The organism is Methylocaldum marinum, assembly GCF_003584645.1.
Lineage (GTDB): Bacteria > Pseudomonadota > Gammaproteobacteria > Methylococcales > Methylococcaceae > Methylocaldum > Methylocaldum marinum.
Genome location: NZ_AP017928.1, coordinates 5,793,185 through 5,809,142 on the forward strand (window position 1 = coordinate 5,793,185; position 15,958 = coordinate 5,809,142).

17 protein-coding genes are annotated in these 15,958 nt (G+C 58.0%); 14 read left to right on the forward strand and 3 right to left on the reverse strand.

The window, feature by feature from the left end:
- Positions 1-9: 9 nt before the first annotated feature.
- Both sS8_RS26055 and sS8_RS26060 read right to left on the reverse strand, forming a co-directional pair.
- Positions 10-1,365: a DNA-processing protein DprA gene (locus tag sS8_RS26055; RefSeq protein WP_119632310.1), complete on the reverse strand. Its 1,356-nt coding sequence runs from the start codon at positions 1,363-1,365 to the stop codon at positions 10-12.
- Entirely contained in the window at positions 1,366-3,462 is a 2,097-nt protein-coding gene (locus sS8_RS26060) for a RecQ family ATP-dependent DNA helicase (RefSeq protein ID WP_119632311.1), read from the reverse strand.
- Positions 3,463-3,538: 76 nt separating this feature from the next.
- Between sS8_RS26060 and sS8_RS26065 the strand changes: the two genes are divergently transcribed.
- The 14 genes from sS8_RS26065 to queC all read left to right on the forward strand — a co-directional run bounded on the left by sS8_RS26065 (position 3,539) and on the right by queC (position 14,194).
- A complete protein-coding gene (locus tag sS8_RS26065) occupies positions 3,539-4,285 on the forward strand; it encodes a YebC/PmpR family DNA-binding transcriptional regulator (RefSeq protein ID WP_119633025.1) in 747 nt (248 codons plus the stop codon).
- A 9-nt stretch (positions 4,286-4,294) separates the two neighbouring features.
- Positions 4,295-4,801 carry a crossover junction endodeoxyribonuclease RuvC gene (gene ruvC, locus sS8_RS26070; RefSeq protein ID WP_119632312.1) on the forward strand — a complete coding sequence of 169 codons (507 nt, stop codon included), beginning with the start codon at positions 4,295-4,297 and terminating at the stop codon, positions 4,799-4,801.
- A complete protein-coding gene (ruvA, locus tag sS8_RS26075) occupies positions 4,798-5,394 on the forward strand; it encodes a Holliday junction branch migration protein RuvA (protein ID WP_119632313.1) in 597 nt (198 codons plus the stop codon). The genes ruvC and ruvA overlap by 4 nt, the downstream gene beginning before the upstream one ends.
- Positions 5,395-5,433: 39 nt before the next feature.
- Entirely contained in the window at positions 5,434-6,006 is a 573-nt protein-coding gene (locus sS8_RS26080) for a Uma2 family endonuclease (protein ID WP_170161273.1), read from the forward strand.
- A 19-nt stretch (positions 6,007-6,025) separates the two neighbouring features.
- A complete protein-coding gene (gene ruvB / locus sS8_RS26085; protein ID WP_119632314.1) occupies positions 6,026-7,054 on the forward strand; it encodes a Holliday junction branch migration DNA helicase RuvB in 1,029 nt (342 codons plus the stop codon).
- Between the two features lie 110 nt (positions 7,055-7,164).
- Positions 7,165-7,569 (forward strand): tol-pal system-associated acyl-CoA thioesterase, encoded by a 405-nt coding sequence (gene ybgC, locus sS8_RS26090; protein ID WP_119632315.1) that lies wholly within the window; start codon positions 7,165-7,167, stop codon positions 7,567-7,569.
- Positions 7,559-8,236 carry a protein TolQ gene (gene tolQ / locus sS8_RS26095; protein ID WP_119632316.1) on the forward strand — a complete coding sequence of 226 codons (678 nt, stop codon included), beginning with the start codon at positions 7,559-7,561 and terminating at the stop codon, positions 8,234-8,236. Before ybgC ends, tolQ begins: the two co-directional genes overlap by 11 nt.
- Positions 8,233-8,679 carry a protein TolR gene (gene tolR, locus sS8_RS26100; RefSeq protein WP_119632317.1) on the forward strand — a complete coding sequence of 149 codons (447 nt, stop codon included), beginning with the start codon at positions 8,233-8,235 and terminating at the stop codon, positions 8,677-8,679. Before tolQ ends, tolR begins: the two co-directional genes overlap by 4 nt.
- Positions 8,676-10,010, forward strand: a complete 1,335-nt coding sequence (gene tolA / locus sS8_RS26105) for a cell envelope integrity protein TolA (protein ID WP_119632318.1) — start codon at positions 8,676-8,678, stop codon at positions 10,008-10,010. The genes tolR and tolA overlap by 4 nt, the downstream gene beginning before the upstream one ends.
- Positions 10,011-10,028: 18 nt before the next feature.
- Positions 10,029-11,318, forward strand: a complete 1,290-nt coding sequence (tolB, locus tag sS8_RS26110; RefSeq protein ID WP_119632319.1) for a Tol-Pal system beta propeller repeat protein TolB — start codon at positions 10,029-10,031, stop codon at positions 11,316-11,318.
- A 90-nt stretch (positions 11,319-11,408) separates the two neighbouring features.
- The gene (pal, locus tag sS8_RS26115) at positions 11,409-11,996 is read left to right on the forward strand and encodes a peptidoglycan-associated lipoprotein Pal (RefSeq protein WP_119632320.1); all 588 of its coding nucleotides are present in this window, start codon (positions 11,409-11,411) and stop codon (positions 11,994-11,996) included.
- A 4-nt stretch (positions 11,997-12,000) separates the two neighbouring features.
- Positions 12,001-12,840: a tol-pal system protein YbgF gene (ybgF, locus tag sS8_RS26120; RefSeq protein WP_170161274.1), complete on the forward strand. Its 840-nt coding sequence runs from the start codon at positions 12,001-12,003 to the stop codon at positions 12,838-12,840.
- 20 nt (positions 12,841-12,860) lie between these two features.
- Complete coding sequence (gene queE / locus sS8_RS26125; RefSeq protein ID WP_119632322.1) at positions 12,861-13,502, forward strand: 7-carboxy-7-deazaguanine synthase QueE; 642 nt, start codon at positions 12,861-12,863, stop codon at positions 13,500-13,502.
- 8 nt (positions 13,503-13,510) lie between these two features.
- On the forward strand, positions 13,511-14,194 hold the full coding sequence (gene queC / locus sS8_RS26130; RefSeq protein WP_119633026.1) for a 7-cyano-7-deazaguanine synthase QueC: 684 nt from the start codon (positions 13,511-13,513) through the stop codon (positions 14,192-14,194).
- A 231-nt stretch (positions 14,195-14,425) separates the two neighbouring features.
- Here the strand turns inward: queC and sS8_RS26135 are convergent, their stop codons facing one another.
- Positions 14,426-15,742 (reverse strand): glycosyltransferase family 39 protein, encoded by a 1,317-nt coding sequence (locus sS8_RS26135; RefSeq protein WP_119632323.1) that lies wholly within the window; start codon positions 15,740-15,742, stop codon positions 14,426-14,428.
- Between the last annotated feature and the right edge of the window lie 216 nt (positions 15,743-15,958).

Genomic DNA, 15,958 nt, shown 5'->3' on the forward strand with positions numbered 1-15,958 from the left:
GGATGATCGTTATCGACTGCCAATCTTTTGGTGCTCGTCGAACAGGCCGGTTTGATCTACGTCGTGTGCCAGCCACCGATAGCGGCGCGGTTTGTATAAACTTTGCAATTTTTGTTCGGATATGGCGCGTTTCAGCCAGGCATTGAGCTGAGTCTTGTTGATATCGAGTTCTCTCGCCAGTTCGTCCGCCGTTCTTGGTTCTTGCTGAGCGAGGTTTTTCAGTTTAATCAGGAAAAACTGATAAAAATTGGTCTCAGCGGAGATTTCCTCGAGAGCGGGTGTCGCGCTACGGTTCTCAACGCAACCAGTTCCCTCGTTGGTTTGTTCCATAGATTGACCGGTCCCAGGCGGTTTGTTGTCAGCGATTTTTTTCTCGGTGGGCTCTTTCGCAAACTTGTCGGACGAATCGTTATAAAGCGAAGTATTCACGGGTTTTTCGGACCCGTCAAACAATTCGCTCAGGCTCAGTTTATCGAGCGCCGCCTTTATCCAACGTCCCCCTTCTCGCACGATGTGTGCATTACCGGCATCCGGATTGTCAGTTTCCTTCACCCAAAGCGGGACCCAAGCATTTTTCAGGTTTTCGTGAGCTCCGGTCCACGTGCCGCCTTTGTTGCCGGAATGTACCACCACCGCTGCATCGGCAAGGCAGTAAATATATTTGTTTCTCGCCATGGCGTTTCCCGCGTTGAATCCTGCTTCTGGGTAAAACGTTGATACCAGCACGAGATTGTTATTCAACAAATGCCGCCGATAACGGGCAGATACGGCTGCGGATAGCAGGCTGTCGGCCAGGACGCCGATCACCGTACCTTCGGTGTCCAGCGCCCCCACCATTGCTGCCTCGTCGATGCCGCGCGCGCCGCCCGACACGATGGAATAGCCCTGTTGAGCCGCAAGACGGCCCAGGTTGCGGCTGAATGCCAGATCGCCCGTATCGGCGTCGCGCGATCCCACTACGGCAACGCCTCCCTGGTTGAGGAGCTGTGGATTGCCGCAACCGAACAGCAGCGGCGGAGAATCCAGCTTGAGCCTTTGTTTGACTCGGATGGGATAGCCGGGATCGGAGCGGGTCATGACCCAAAGTCCGGCGCGGAGCCATTTTTCCATGGCCAGTGCGAGCGCTGCGCTGCGGCTGAGCAGTTGCTCGATTCTTTCCAGAGTGATGTCTTTGTCGCTCCAGCCGTCCAGCAGCGTTTTCGGCTCACCCATCACCAATTGTTCGGGCGTCAGAGACCGTTCCTTGAGCCACAGGGCGAAGCGTCCCCATTCCTTGGGACTCAGCGGTTTAATCTCATCCTTGCCCGGTTTTGAGAAATGGGCCGTCAGCAGGAGGACAGCCTGAGTGTGGTTGGAAACAGTCATTCAATCTCCAGTACTGGTTGTTGCCAGCGCCACCGGAAACACCGGTCCGCTACCCTTTTTGCGCAGCAGTGCGGCGAGGATGGTCATGGTCCATCCTGAATCCACTACATCGTCTACCAATAGAACCGGTTGATTTTTGATCACGGTCGTCACCTCGAACGCCCCATCCAGGTTGCGACACTGGTGGAATCGGTTTTGCTGCAATTTCTGAGGTTCATTATCCTTCACTTTGATGATTGCTTCGATAAAGGCCAAGCGGAGTTTCTCGGCCAGCCGTCTGGCGAAGTCCGGCACCAATTCCGGATGCCTTCGGGAGGATGCACAAGTGACCCACGCCGGAGCGGGTTGCGGCTTCCAGCGTTCGCCGATCATCTCGGCGACTGCATTCACCAGGTCGTCGGAAAACCGGTTCCGATGCTTGTCATCGGCCACCAATCCGCCCCAGCCAGCGTCGCCCCAACGAGACAGGATGCGCCCGGTTTCCGCCCGCAGATTCTCGGGCAGATTGCCGGAAAAGCCATATTCGATAAAGGCTTTGGCTGCAACTTGTTTCTTGGGTTCGAGGGCCATCTCCGCACGTCTCAGGTAATGCGCCGCCCGGATGCCTAATTGGCGATCTGTTCCGTGGTCCACGACGGGACGCCCGAGGCACGCGGCGCACTGACCGCACGGAGCCGCTTCCGGGTCGTCAAGCACTTTCCGCAGATAGGCCATCAGGCAGGTTTGCGAGTCGATGTAATCTTGGACCAGCTGCCATTCGATTTCGCGTTGGCGTGTCAGTTGTGCTATCCGTTCGCGGTCCATTCGGTAGGCCACGGGCGTGCGCTGCCAAAGGCTTCCCTTTTTGATTACAGGGGAAGGATTTTCGAAGCTCAGATAGTCGAGTGCTTTTTGGATCTGCCCACGAGTGAAATTCACTAGCGGTTCCAAGCCCGCGGTCGATAATCCGTCATGCTGTTCCAAGATTTCCAAAATTTCGATTACATGCGCTTCCTCGGGAAACGCGGTACGGCGGAAATAATTGTGGATATCCTTATCCTCGCGTCCGGAAAGAAGCACGCCGTAAGCTCGGTTGATACCCCGGCCAGCACGACCTACCTGCTGGTAATAGGTCACCACGGAGTTCGGTGCCTGGTAATGGATGACGAAGCCAAGGTCCGGTTTGTCGTAGCCCATGCCGAGTGCCGATGTCGCCACTAAGGCTTTGAGCCTGTTGTGCAATAACAGCTCTTCCAGCCGTATTCGATAGGCATCACTATCGGCAAACTGCGGATGCTCGACGCCGCTGAAGTAAGGTCTCGTCACGATGCCATTCTGGTTCAGCCAGTCCGAAACCAATATGGCGTCTTGCTTGGTCAGTACATAGATAATTCCGGGACCCGGAAATCCCGGTACATGCTGTGCCAACCAAGCCAACCGCGCTGCTTGATCCGGTAACCAAAGGGTCTGCAGACAAAGGTTTTCCCGAACCGGAGAGCCGCGCTGAATTTCGATGTCTCCCAGTTGATGTTTGATATCCGCCACAACCCGGGCATTGGCGGTAGCCGTGGTGCCAATCACCGGCATATTCGGCGGTAACTGCCTGAGGATATTGACTAGTCGTCGGTAATTCGGACGGAAGTCGTGCCCCCAGTCGGAAATACAGTGGGCTTCATCCACTACCAGCAAACCGATACGTTCTGCAATCGGCAACAGCACCGTGCCAACGAACTCCTCATTAGCCAAACGCTCCGGTGAAATTAACAAGGCGTCTACAGAATCGGCAAGAATCTCACCCCTGATTGCGTCCCAGTCTTTCCGATTGGCGGAGTTGATAGTTCTTGCCCGAATGTTCAGACGTTCGGCCGCCGCGACTTGATTTCTCATCAAGGCTAACAACGGGGAAACGATTACCGTCGGCCCGGCGCCCCGATTCCGTAGAATCCGCGTGCTGATAAAATAGATGGAGCTTTTGCCCCAACCTGTCCGTTGTACCACCAGAAGCTTCTGGCGGTAATTGACCAAAGCGTCGATCGCTTCCCATTGGCCGGCGCGGAATTTTGCATCGGGTATGTTGAGCGCGATTTTTAGCAGGGATTCGGCTCGGTTTTTGTTCATTTTTCGTCCTTCTGAAATGATAAGATTTGCCGTTTCCCAAGAAATTATTGACCCATGAGGGAGGTTGTTCAAAAACATGGCAGGTCATAGCAAATGGGCCAACATCCAGCACCGCAAGGGCGCGCAGGACGCCAAGCGGGGCAAGCTGTTCACCAAGCTGATCCGGGAGATCACCGTATCGGCCCGCAACGGAGGCGGCGACCCCGCCAACAATCCGCGTTTGAGGGCGGCGATGGACAAGGCCCTTTCCGCCAATATGTCCAAGGACACCATCGAGCGCGCCATCAAGAAAGGTTGCGGTGCGGCCGAAGGCGACAATTACGAAGAGGTGCGCTACGAGGGATACGGCCCCGGCGGCATTGCGGTGATGGTGGACTGCCTGACCGACAATCGGAATCGCACGGTTTCGGAAGTGCGCCATGCCTTTACCAAGGCGGGCGGTAATCTGGGTACTGACGGTTCCGTAGCTTATCTGTTTTCCAAAACCGGCATTATCAGTTATCCGGCGGGTGTCGATGAGGACCGGGTGATGGAGGCCGCGCTTGAAGCCGGCGCGGACGATATCGTCAGCAACGGCGACGGCTCGGTCGATGTATTGGTGTCTCCTGAACAGTTCGAAACCGTACGGGATACGCTCGTACAAGCCGGAGTCACGCCGGAAAACGCCGAGGTGACCATGCGGGCCAGCACCAGCGTGTCGTTGGAAAAGGACGATGCGGAAAAGATGATCCGCCTTCTGGAGCGGCTGGAAGATTTGGACGATGTTCAGAATGTCTATTCCAACGCCGACATCAGCGAGGACATCCTCGCTCAGATCGGGTAAAGAGGCGACGTGACGGTTGTTTTGGGATTGGATCCGGGGTCGCGCCGTACGGGTTACGGTATCGTCCGCGATGGCGACAAGGGACCGGTATTGCTCGCTTGCGGGTGTATCCGAACGGAGACGGATAGCTTTCCCCAGCGCCTCAAGCAGATCTATGACGGGGTCTATAAAATCGCGATTGAATACCGTCCGGACGAACTGGCCATCGAGCAAGTGTTCATGCACAAGAACGCCGATTCGGCGCTGAAGCTGGGGCAGGCCAGGGGAGCCGCCATCTGCGGCGGTCTTGCCGCGGGTTTGCCGGTTCACGAGTATGCCGCGCGGCAAGTCAAGCAGGCCCTTGTCGGAAAAGGCAGTGCGGACAAGCTGCAAGTTCAGCACATGGTACGTTTCCTGCTTAAGTGTTCTTCGCCGCTGCAATTGGATGCCAGCGATGCCTTGGGTGTGGCCTTGTGTCATATTCATCACAGACAGACCTTGCGGCGTCTGCAACTGGCGGGAGTCGTCCTGCGATGATCGGATTTTTGCGCGGCGTGGTGGTGGCCAAGAAACCGCCTTCTCTTTTGTTGGACGTGCGCGGGGTGGGGTACGAGATCGATGCGCCTATGTCGACCTTTTATAAGTTGCCGGACATCGGTGAAGAAGTGACGCTGTACACCCATCTGGCGATCCGGGAGGATGCCCACAACCTGTTCGGCTTCGTGTCCGAGACGGAGCGTGCTCTGTTTCGCAGCCTGATTCGAGTCAGCGGGGTCGGGGCGAAGCTAGCCCTGGCCATTCTGTCGGGCTTGAGCGTCGAGGAGTTCCACCGCTGCGTGGAAGCGCAGGACGCCGCCCGGCTGGTGCGCCTGCCCGGAGTCGGCAAGAAGACCGCGGAACGCTTGATCATCGAAATGCGCGACCGCTTGCCGGAACTGCCGACCGTTCACCTGCCAGGAGCCGGAATCTTGCCTACGCCCACAGCGAGTCCGGTGGACGATGCGGTCAGCGCGTTGATCGCCCTGGGGTTCAAGCCGCAGGACGCCAACAGTTTGGTGCGGAAGGTATCGGTCGACGGCAAGAGCAGCGAAGAGATCATCCGGTCGGCCTTGCAGTCGGCAGCGAAGTGACAACCGGCTGAACTTTGATACGATAGAATCCGAGCAGTCATGGCCAATCCAGCGATTAGACCCGCGACCTACGAAGACCTACTCGCCCTTCCGTCCAATCTGGTGGGGGAAATCGTTTACGGGCGCCTGATCACCCATCCCCGTCCGGCGCCGCGCCATGCGCGGGCATCGTCGAATCTCGGGGTTCGCATCGGCGGTCCTTTCGATCTGGGTGATGGCGGCCCCGGCGGCTGGTGGATCCTGGACGAGCCGGAGCTTCATCTCGGTGAGCATGTCCTGGTGCCGGATCTGGCCGGATGGCGGCGGGAGCGGATGCCTCGCCTGCCGGATGTCGCCTGGTTCGAATGCGTTCCGGACTGGGTTTGCGAAGTGCTGTCGCCGCCTACGGCCCGCGACGACCGCGCCGAAAAGCTGCCGCTCTACGGCTCCCTGGGCGTGGCCCACGCCTGGCTGGTCGATCCGGACACGCGGGTTCTCGAGGCCTACGAAAACCAGCAGGGGCGCTGGTTGCTGGCACAGACCCATGCCGGCGACAGCCGGGTTTCCGTCCCGCCCTTCGAAGCCCGTCGAATGGGCGCTGGGGGAACTGTGGGCGGATTAGTTGCCACGTAAAACAGATTGTATTTTGACCATGCCCACTCACCGTCTCATCAATCCCGCCGGCTCCCCGGACGAAGACGCAGTCGACCGCGCCATACGTCCGCGCCGTCTGGACGACTACATCGGCCAGGCGGCCATGCGCGAGCAGATGGCGATCTTCATTCAAGCGGCCCTGGCGCGGCGCGAAGCGTTGGATCACGTCCTTATTTTCGGCCCGCCGGGACTCGGCAAAACGACCCTCGCCAACATCATCGCCAACGAAATGGGCGTCAGCCTGCGCCAGACTTCCGGGCCGGTTCTGGAGAAGGCGGGGGATTTGGCGGCATTGCTGACCAATCTGGAGCCGCGCGATGTTCTTTTCATCGACGAAATCCATCGCTTGAGCCCGATGGTGGAGGAGGTTCTCTACCCGGCGATGGAGGATTACCAGATCGACATCATGATCGGCGAAGGTCCGGCGGCACGTTCGATCAAGCTGGATATCCCGCCGTTTACCCTGATCGGTGCGACGACACGGGCGGGACTTTTGACGTCGCCTTTGCGCGACCGATTTGGGATCGTCCACCGCCTGGAGTTTTACACGCCCGAGGAATTGGCTCAGATCGTCAACCGCTCGGCCAAAATTCTCGGCGTTGAAATGAGTCCCGAAGGCGCTCGCGAAATCGCGCGCCGCTCGCGCGGAACGCCACGTATCGCCAACCGGCTATTGCGGCGGGTTCGGGATTTCGCGGAAGTCATGGCGGACGGCCGGGTAACCGCCGAGGTGGCTGGAAAAGCGCTGGAAATGTTGAACGTCGACCAAAACGGCTTCGACCAGCTCGACCGGAAGCTGCTGCGTACCATGATCGAGAAATTCGAAGGTGGGCCGGTTGGACTGGACAATATCGCTGCCGCGATCAGCGAAGAACGTGGCACGATCGAGGACGTTCTGGAACCTTACCTGATTCAGCAAGGCTTCATCATGCGCACGCCGAGGGGGCGGGTTGCGACGCGCACGGCCTATCTTCATTTCGGCCTGGAGCCGCCGAAGTCGGTGCCGATGAACGAACAGCTGTTTTGACCAATCGCATTTCCGGATCGAGGTTTCCAAACCAGCATGAGCCAGTTGTATCAAAATAGACCCGCCGCAAGCTCACATCCTCATCCTCATCCTCATCTGCATCGAATTGTATGAGTTTTCGCTGGCCGATCCGGGTGTATTACGAAGACACCGACGCCGGCGGTGTCGTTTACCATGCCAGCTATCTCAGATTCTTTGAGCGTGCCAGGACCGAGTTTCTTCGGTCATTGGGATTCGAGCAGGACGATCTCAGGACTCGATACGGTATCTTGTTCGCCGTGCGCTCGATGCAGATCGATTATGTGAAAGCGGCCCGATTCAACGAAATGCTCTGGGTGTCTGCCGAAGTGGAGCAATTGAAATCGGCGAGCCTGAGCTTCAAACAACTGGCCATGCGGCAGGATGACCAGCTCGTGTGCGAGGCACGGGTGCGCGTCGTTTGTCTCGTCGCCGAAACCTTCCGGCCCACGGCCATTCCAGATTTTTTGTTGCAACGGTTAAAAAATGACCTCTGAACTCTCCATATTCAAGTTAATCACCGAAGCGAGCCCGGTCGTCCAGATCGTAATGCTCATTCTGGTTTTGGCATCGGTCATTTCGTGGACCTTCATTTTCTCGAAATACAAGGAGATCCGGCGTGCCGAGGATACTTCGGAGGAGTTCGAAGAACGCTTTTGGTCAGGGATAGACCTTGCCGATCTTTACCGGCAACTGACCCGTGAGGATCACGGAACCGAAGGACTGGAAAACATCTTCATGGCAGGATTCAAGGAATTCGCGCGGCTCCGGCAGCAGCCGAATATCGGCCCCGACGCGGTGATGGAGGGAACGCAGCGAGTGATGCGCGTGGCCTTGAACCGCGAGCTGGAGAACTTGGACGAGCGCTTGCCGTTTCTCGCCACGGTCGGTTCCACGAGTCCGTATGTAGGACTGTTCGGCACCGTGTGGGGCATCATGAACTCGTTCCGATCGCTCGGCAATGTCAAGCAGGCGACCCTAGCGATGGTGGCGCCCGGCATTTCCGAAGCCTTGGTGGCGACCGCCATGGGCTTGTTTGCCGCGATTCCGGCGGTCATGGCCTACAACCGCTATTCGACCGACATCGGGCGGCTGGCCAATCGGTACGAAGCATTCACCGAAGAATTCTTGAGCTTACTGCATCGTCAGGCACATACAAAATGAACGCATCAACCGGGGGAGGCGGACGCGGCCGACGCCGCAGGCCCATGGCCGAAATCAACGTCGTGCCTTATATCGACGTCACTTTGGTGCTCTTGATCATCTTCATGGTGACGGCTCCGCTGCTCCAAACCGGGGTCGACGTTGACCTTCCACAGGCCGAGGCCAGAACCGTCGATCCGCAACAGGATCTGCCCATCATCGTATCGATCGATGCCGAGGGCCGATTATTCGTGGACGCCGGCAATGAGGAAGACGTTGAAGTCGATTCCGATGAACTGAACGTGAGAGTCATGGATGCTCTGCGGCGGAAGCCGGGGCTCCCGGTCCTGATCCGGGGCGACAGAACCGTGGATTACGGCAAAGTCGTCATAGTCATGGCTTCGCTTAAAAACGCGGGCGTTCCGAGCGTTGGTCTGATGACGAGCCCGGTCAGGGACGAATGATTCATCGCGATTACAAACGATATCGCGGCCCGTTTGGGCTGTCCCTCGCGCTGCATATCGCTCTGATCCTGCTTTTCGCGGTTCGGTTCGATTTCGTTAAGCCTGTCGAACAGCCTCCGCAGCCGGAAATCATTCAAGCGATTGCGGTCGACGAGTTGCAGATCGAGCGCGGCCGGCAAGCCAAGCGGGACGAGGAACAAGCCCGCCGGGAAAGGCTGGCAGAGGAAAGGCGCGCTCGGGAAGAAGCCGAGCGCCGAAAACAGGCCGAGGCCGCCGAGGCCGAACGGCAAGCCGAACTGGAGGCCCAGCGCAAAGCCGAGGCGGAGGAAAGGGAACGTCTGGAGCAGGCCAAGCGCCTCGCAGACCAGAAACGCAAAGCCGACGCATCCAGGCAAGCCGAGCTGGAAGCCAAGCGCAAGGCGGAGGAACAGGCTCTGCGCAAAGCCGAGGCTGAAGCGAAGAAACGCCAGGAGGAAGATCGCCGCCGGGCCGAGGAAGAAGCGAAGCGGAAGGCCGAGGCCAAGCAGAAGGCCGAGGCAAAACGGAAAGCCGAGCTGGAGGCTAAGCAGACGGCCGAAGCGGAAGCCAAGCGTAAGGCTGAGGCCGAGGCAAAACGGAAGGCCGAACTGGAGGCTAGGCAAAAGGCTGAGGCGGAAGCCAAACGCAAGGCCGAGCAGGAAGCCAGGCAGAAGGCGGAAGCGGAAGCCAAACGGAAAGCGGAATTGGAGGCGAAGCGCAAGGCCGAGCAGGAAGCCAGGCAGAAGGCGGAAGCGGAAGCCAAACGGAAAGCGGAATTGGAGGCGAAGCACAAGGCCGAGCAGGAAGCCAGGCAGAAGGCGGAAGCGGAAGCCAAACGGAAAGCCGAATTGGAGGCGAAGCGCAAGGCCGAGCAGGAAGCCAAGCAGAAGGCCGAGGCGAAACGAAAGGCCGCGGAAGCAGAAGCTAAGCGCAAAGCCCAAGAAGAAGCGCGGCGTAAAGCCGAACTCGTGGCCGCGCTGGAAGAGGAACAAGCACAACAAAGCGCGCGTGCCGCCGAGAAAGCGGCACAAAGTGCAGCGGAAGCATGGCTTCGGAACAAAATCAAACCGAAAGTGGAGCGCTCGTGGCTTCGTCCGCCGTCCGCCAAGAGCGGGCTGTCCTGTATAATTCAAGTCCGCTTGCTGCCGGGCGGTGAGGTGGCTGAAGTCCACGTGGTCAGTAGTAGCGGCGACGCCATGTTCGACCGGTCCGCCGAAGCTGCCGTGCGCAAAGCTTCGCCTTTGCCATGGCCCCCTGATCAAAAGGTGGCGGAACAGCTCCGCTCATTCAAGTTCACATTCAAGCCCGAATAATTCTTGTCCAGGTGTTTGATGAATAGACGATTTCGCAGCGTTTTCCTTTTGAGCACCCTGCTCATGCTCTTTAGCGGTTTGGCGCGCTCCGAACTGAACGTGGAAATTACTCAAGGCGTCGAAGGGGCCATGCCGATCGCCGTGGTGCCTTTCGGTCAGCAAATTTTGCAGGGCGACAACATCGGCAGCATCGTTGCCGCCGATTTGGCACGTAGCGGCCGTTTCAAGCCTTTGCCGGAAAACGAAATGCTGGAAACGCCGACGGCGCCGGAGCAGGTTCGATTCCGGAGTTGGCAAGTGTTGGGGCAGGATCATCTGGTCATAGGGCGGGTACAGCTCGGTGCCGGCAGCCAGTACGAGGCCGAGTTTTTCCTGTACGATGCGATAAAAGAATCGCTGCTGACCAGCGCCCGAATCCCGTTCAATGCGCCGGAGTCGCGCCGCACCGCGCACCGTATCGCCGACATCATTTATCAGCATTTGACCGGAGAGCCCGGCGCGTTCGCTACTCGTGTGGCGTACGTGACCGTGACCGGCAGCGGTCCTCGCGATCGGCAGTACCGTCTCCAAATCGCCGATACCGACGGACATAACCCGCAAACCATCATCAGCTCGGTCGAACCGATCATGTCCCCGGCTTGGTCGCCGGATGGCAAACGGATCGCTTACGTCTCGTTCGAGAATAAGGCCTCGGCTATCTTCGTCCAGGCCCTCACGACGGGAGAACGTCAGAAGGTGTCCGACGCGCCGGGCATCAACGGGGCTCCAGCCTGGTCGCCGGATGGTTCTCGGTTGGCAATGACCCTATCCAAGGATGGCAACCCCGATGTTTACGTGATGAGCTTGGCGTCCCGCTCTTTACGCCGGATTACGGATCACATCGGCATCGATACCGAGCCGAATTGGTCACCGGACGGCAGTAGCATCGTATTCACTTCGGACCGCGGCGGAAAACCGCAGCTCTATATCGTTTCCTCCTCCGGCGGACCGGCGCAGCGTTTGACCTATGAGGGGGAATACAACGCGCGCGGCGTTTTCTCGCCCGACGGGCGCAGCATCGCAATGGTCCACGGCAACGGCGGCGACTACCGGATCGCCGTGATGGACTTGCAAACTCGGGCTTTGCGCGTGCTGACCAAGGGACGGCTGGATGAATCTCCAGGTTTTGCGCCTAACGGGAGCATGATTCTTTACGCCTCGAAGAGGGGCGGCGTGGGACGGTTGGCGGCCGTTTCAATAGACGGCAGAGTTCAGCAGAGTCTTCGCATCGACAGCGGACAGGTGCGTGAACCGGCGTGGTCCCCGTAAGCCTGAATCAGCGAATTTTGCGCGAATGGCGGAAGCTTGGAAAAGGAACAGTAGGTCGATTTTTTATCTTCTTGCGAGTGGGGAATACACATGAAACTTGTAAAAACCGGATTGGTCGTCGCTATGATGACGCTAATCCTGAGCGGTTGTGGCTCCAAGGGGGGCGTGCAGCAGGAGGCCGGTCCCGAAGCCGGCATGGAAGGCGGTCCCGGCGGCCCGGAGATCAGTAAGTACGGTGAAGACGTGGACGGCGGGCAGTACGGCACCGGTTATGGCACTGAATACGGTACCGGCACCGGTTATGGTACCGGCGATCCGATGCTGGACGATCTCTCAAGTCCTTTGTCCAAGCGAGTCATTTATTTTATGTACGACAGTTACGAAGTGCTGCCGGAGTATCAGCAGGTCGTCACTGCCCATGCGAACTATCTGGCTTCTCATCCTGAGCGTACTGTCATCCTGGAAGGGCACGCCGACGAGCGGGGGTCTCCCGAGTACAACATCGCGCTGGGCGAGCAGCGGGCCAAGGCCATAGCCAAGATGATGCAGTTCCAGGGCGTTAATGATGGCCAAGTCCAGGTAGTCAGCTTCGGCGAGGAAAAACCTGCCGTATCGGGCCATGACGAATCTGCCTGGCAGCAGAATCGTCGGGTGGAAATTTCCTATTCGGGACGTTAGCCCTATGTATCTAAGAAAGCCGGTTTTTACATTGCTGTTCTTCGGATCGCTACATGCAACGGTTTCGGCCACCCAACAGTACGACCAGATGTACGATCGAAGGTACGATCAGAGCCAAGCCGGCTATGGGGTGCCGACCCTCGAGGAGCGTGTTTCCCAGTTGGAAAAGCGCGTCTCGGGCAATACCTTGATGGAGATGTTCAACAGGATGGAACAGTTGCAGGCGGAAGTGCTCAAGCTCCGCGGTGAAAACGAGGAGTTGGCGCATCAGCTGGAAGAGCTGAAAAAGCAGCAACGAACCCTATATACGGATCTGGACGAGCGTATCCAACAGTTATCGGCAGGCGGCGAGTCCGGAGCGCCGCAGGCGCCTCTCGATCAGTCCGCGTGGCCGGACGGCACGGCCACGACGGAAGCGACCGCGCCCCAGGTGCCCGTTTCGCCCGGAGATCCCGCAAATCGCCAGGCGGCCTACCAAAAGGCTTTCAATATATTGAAAGAAGGAAAATATCCGGAAGCAATCAAGGAATTCAAAAGCTTCATCGCGGCTTATCCGAGCGGCGAATACGCTGATAATGCGCACTACTGGCTTGCCGAAGCGTATTATGTCAGTCGCGACTTCAATACCTCGCGCGACATCTTCCGCAGACTGATCAAGGATTTTCCGCAGAGCGCAAAAGTGCCGGACGCTCTGTTGAAGATCGGTTTCATCGAGTACGAAACCGGACAGAAGGCGAATGCAAAGGAACTGCTCACCGAGGTAGTCAAGCGTTACCCTGGCTCCAGCGCCGCCAAGATGGCGGAGAAGCGGCTGGATAAGCTACGGCAAGAAGCAAAGCGCTGATTTTTGGCAACACCTGATAAGTGAATCAACTTCGAGTAACCGAAATTTTCTATTCCCTGCAAGGGGAATCCCGCACTGTAGGATTGCCGACAGTCTTCGTCCGTTTAACGGGGTGTCCGCTGCGTTGTGTGTATTGCGACACGGCTTACGCCTTTACCGGCGGTCGCAAGATGTCTATCGATGAAATCCTGGATGAAGTCGGGTCGTATCATCCATGCTATGTGACCGTCACCGGCGGCGAGCCCTTGGCCCAGCGCGGGTGTTTCACCTTGCTGGACGCTCTGATCGAAAAGGGCTACGAGGTCTCGCTGGAAACCAGCGGCGCTTTGGACGTGTCGGAAGTCAATCCGAGGGTCGTGAAGGTTCTGGACCTCAAGACGCCCTCGTCCGGCGAAGCGTCGAAGAATCTCTATCGAAACCTGGACTTTCTCGACCGGAAGGATCAGCTCAAACTCGTTATCATGAACGAAGAGGATTACGAGTGGGCCAAGGCCGCCATGAAGGAATATCGTCTAGTCGATCGCTGTGAAGTGCTTTTCTCGCCGGCCATGGGCGCGCAAAATCCGACGGAACTCGCCGAGAAAATCTTGCGCGATCGTTTGCCCGTTCGCTTTCAAATACAGCTACATAAGATCCTATGGGGCGATGCACCCGGACGCTGATGACGACAATGAAAAAAGCGGTTGTTCTACTCTCCGGCGGCCTCGATTCCGCGACCACCGTGGCCATCGCGAAGTCGCAAGGGTATGCGTGCTACGCCCTCAGTTTCGATTACGGGCAGCGCCATAGCGCGGAACTCGACGCCGCCCGCCGCGTGGCGCAGAGCGTCGGTGTGATCGAACACAAGATCATCCGCATAGGCCTCGGTGAATTCGGCGGCTCGGCGCTTACCGATACCCGCATTGCCGTGCCGGAGACACCGCAGGACGGAATTCCCGTCACCTACGTGCCGGCGCGGAACACGGTTTTTCTGGCGTTCGCCCTGGGGTGGGCGGAAGTGCTGGGCAGCACGGACATCTTCATAGGCGTGAATGCCGTCGATTATTCCGGCTATCCCGATTGCCGTCCCGAGTACATCGAGGCGTTTGAGCATCTGGCGAACCTGGCGACCAAGGCGGGCGTCGAGGGGAACCGGTTCAAAGTGCACGCACCGCTGATCGCGCTGAAAAAAGTCGAAATCATCCGCATCGGGACGGATTTGGGTATCGATTATGCGTTGACAGTGTCGTGTTATTCGGCCGACGACGAAGGGCGGGCCTGCGGGTTGTGCGACTCCTGCAGATTCCGTAAAGCCGGTTTCGCCGAAGCCGGCGCAGCGGATCCGACCATCTACAGGTGCGAGCAAAGCCGGTAGCTGGAGGCTTGATTAACCCGGCCTATAAACATAGGCCGAGTTAATCCGGCGCGGCGACAATCCGCGTGAGCCAAGGCTGGGCGTTACCGGCCTTGGCGGCGGCCCGTAAATACCAGGAGGGTATTTACGGGCCTGATTAATAAGAGGGCATGTGGGATGCGTCGCGAGGGCGAGCGCGTCCTGAGTTTAGTCGAAGGGACACCCGGAACGTAGGCGTCGGGAAAGGATTCCCTACCGATAGGTCCGGAGACGACAACGGATCGAGGCGTAGGTCGGCAACCCTTTGCCGACGAAGGCTGCTAAAGCGTTACGGGTGCTGCGGGAATGCACTCGTTCATACCCCCATCGAAGCCATAAAACTTCAAGATTCGCGGCGGCGAGCACGGCGAGTAAAGGCATAATCGGCTCGCGGTACCGAAAGATGACATAGAAGATCATATGGACGCCCGTGTAAGCAGCGATAGCCAGCCATACCAGGCCGATGTGTCGCGTGCGGAGCCCCGATAAGAACGCACCGCCTATCGCCGCAATTGTCAGCACGCCGAATTGCAAAAGCCAGATTCGTCGCGCTACGGTTTCCATCGTCGAGCCTTGTCCCTTGCCCTCGTGCAACGGGGGCGTCCAGAAAAGAACGGCTTTACGCAGCGCAAGTTCGACGAACCGCCGCGGGTGTTCGAGTATCCAGTCGACGGCTTCACGCTGAAGCGTCTCGGAGGCACGGGCCTCACCTTCCCCGCGTAATGTGTTCCAGGTCGGTCCGCGCGGCGTATCGGCAATAGACACGAAGTATCCGGTTGCCGCGGGATTGTTACCCAAGTAGAGGTTGAAGCCGCCATTGGTATTCAATACCGGTGCCCCGATGGCGTAGATATTCCGGATCATCCATGGCGTGGCGATGACGCCGCTGGTGATAAAGGTGATCAGCAATGCGGCAAATTTAAGCCCTTTGCGAGCTGGGGCGAGCAATAGCGCAGCCATGACGACGGTAACGAGTGCCAGCCCGGCATTGCCGGTGAGAGCAAGTAATCCGAGCAGAGTCCCGCATCCCGCAGCGTTCTTGACCGAAATCCCCTTGGTCAGGCGGAGTGCACACCACGTCACGCCGAGCATTAGCGGAGTCATGAGATTTTCTTTGGCCAGATATTCGGCATAGAGCCAGGAGGGAAGGTAAAGCGCCCACAAAGCAGCGGCGAGAAGGCGCCCGATGCGGCCGGCGCCCGCTTCGTTCGCTATCGCATAACACATTGCCGTGGATGCGATGCCAAGTACGGCATTAACCAGTTGGGCGGCCAGAAGATCGGCGCCGAACAGCGCAAACACCGGAGCAAGTATAAAAAGCGGATATCCAACGTTGTACATGGCGTGGTTGCCCATGGAATCGATGATTCCTTTTCCCTCGAGAAGATTGAGCGCCATGGTCTGATAGCTCAGGTAATCGCTATCGGGTTGGATATCCAAAATGACGACGGTTACCACGCGCGCGGCAAGGCCTACCAGTATGATTCCGGCCAACCATCGCTTTTCAATGCTATCCGCTGTCAATTTCATGTTGGCTCCTTCCGGTATTCACGTAGTGTATGAACGGTTGACGATGTGTCCCGGTAACCCAGTGCGATGCTGACCCGTGCAAAGACGATGAGCAAATCGGTCGGTATGGGCATCGTTCCGTAAAGGGTTTGCTGCAGGCTATTTGTATGCAAAGCTCCCTACGCCCCGGGAAGCTACGATTCCGCGCAATAGACCGAGTACTGCCCAATGGACGAA

What these genes read in the sequence shown, in the direction of transcription:
- tolA (WP_119632318.1), top strand. Translation starts at nt 8,676, where the DNA reads ATGATTCATCGCGATTACAAACGATATCGCGGCCCGTTTGGGCTGTCC.
- sS8_RS26055 (WP_119632310.1), bottom strand. Translation starts at nt 1,365, where the DNA reads ATGACTGTTTCCAACCACACTCAGGCTGTCCTCCTGCTGACGGCCCAT.
- sS8_RS26135 (WP_119632323.1), bottom strand. Translation starts at nt 15,742, where the DNA reads ATGAAATTGACAGCGGATAGCATTGAAAAGCGATGGTTGGCCGGAATC.
- sS8_RS26060 (WP_119632311.1), bottom strand. Translation starts at nt 3,462, where the DNA reads ATGAACAAAAACCGAGCCGAATCCCTGCTAAAAATCGCGCTCAACATA.
- tolB (WP_119632319.1), top strand. Translation starts at nt 10,029, where the DNA reads ATGAATAGACGATTTCGCAGCGTTTTCCTTTTGAGCACCCTGCTCATG.
- ruvA (WP_119632313.1), top strand. Translation starts at nt 4,798, where the DNA reads ATGATCGGATTTTTGCGCGGCGTGGTGGTGGCCAAGAAACCGCCTTCT.
- sS8_RS26065 (WP_119633025.1), top strand. Translation starts at nt 3,539, where the DNA reads ATGGCAGGTCATAGCAAATGGGCCAACATCCAGCACCGCAAGGGCGCG.
- ybgC (WP_119632315.1), top strand. Translation starts at nt 7,165, where the DNA reads ATGAGTTTTCGCTGGCCGATCCGGGTGTATTACGAAGACACCGACGCC.
- pal (WP_119632320.1), top strand. Translation starts at nt 11,409, where the DNA reads ATGAAACTTGTAAAAACCGGATTGGTCGTCGCTATGATGACGCTAATC.
- ruvB (WP_119632314.1), top strand. Translation starts at nt 6,026, where the DNA reads ATGCCCACTCACCGTCTCATCAATCCCGCCGGCTCCCCGGACGAAGAC.
- tolQ (WP_119632316.1), top strand. Translation starts at nt 7,559, where the DNA reads ATGACCTCTGAACTCTCCATATTCAAGTTAATCACCGAAGCGAGCCCG.
- sS8_RS26080 (WP_170161273.1), top strand. Translation starts at nt 5,434, where the DNA reads ATGGCCAATCCAGCGATTAGACCCGCGACCTACGAAGACCTACTCGCC.
- tolR (WP_119632317.1), top strand. Translation starts at nt 8,233, where the DNA reads ATGAACGCATCAACCGGGGGAGGCGGACGCGGCCGACGCCGCAGGCCC.
- queC (WP_119633026.1), top strand. Translation starts at nt 13,511, where the DNA reads ATGAAAAAAGCGGTTGTTCTACTCTCCGGCGGCCTCGATTCCGCGACC.
- ybgF (WP_170161274.1), top strand. Translation starts at nt 12,001, where the DNA reads ATGTATCTAAGAAAGCCGGTTTTTACATTGCTGTTCTTCGGATCGCTA.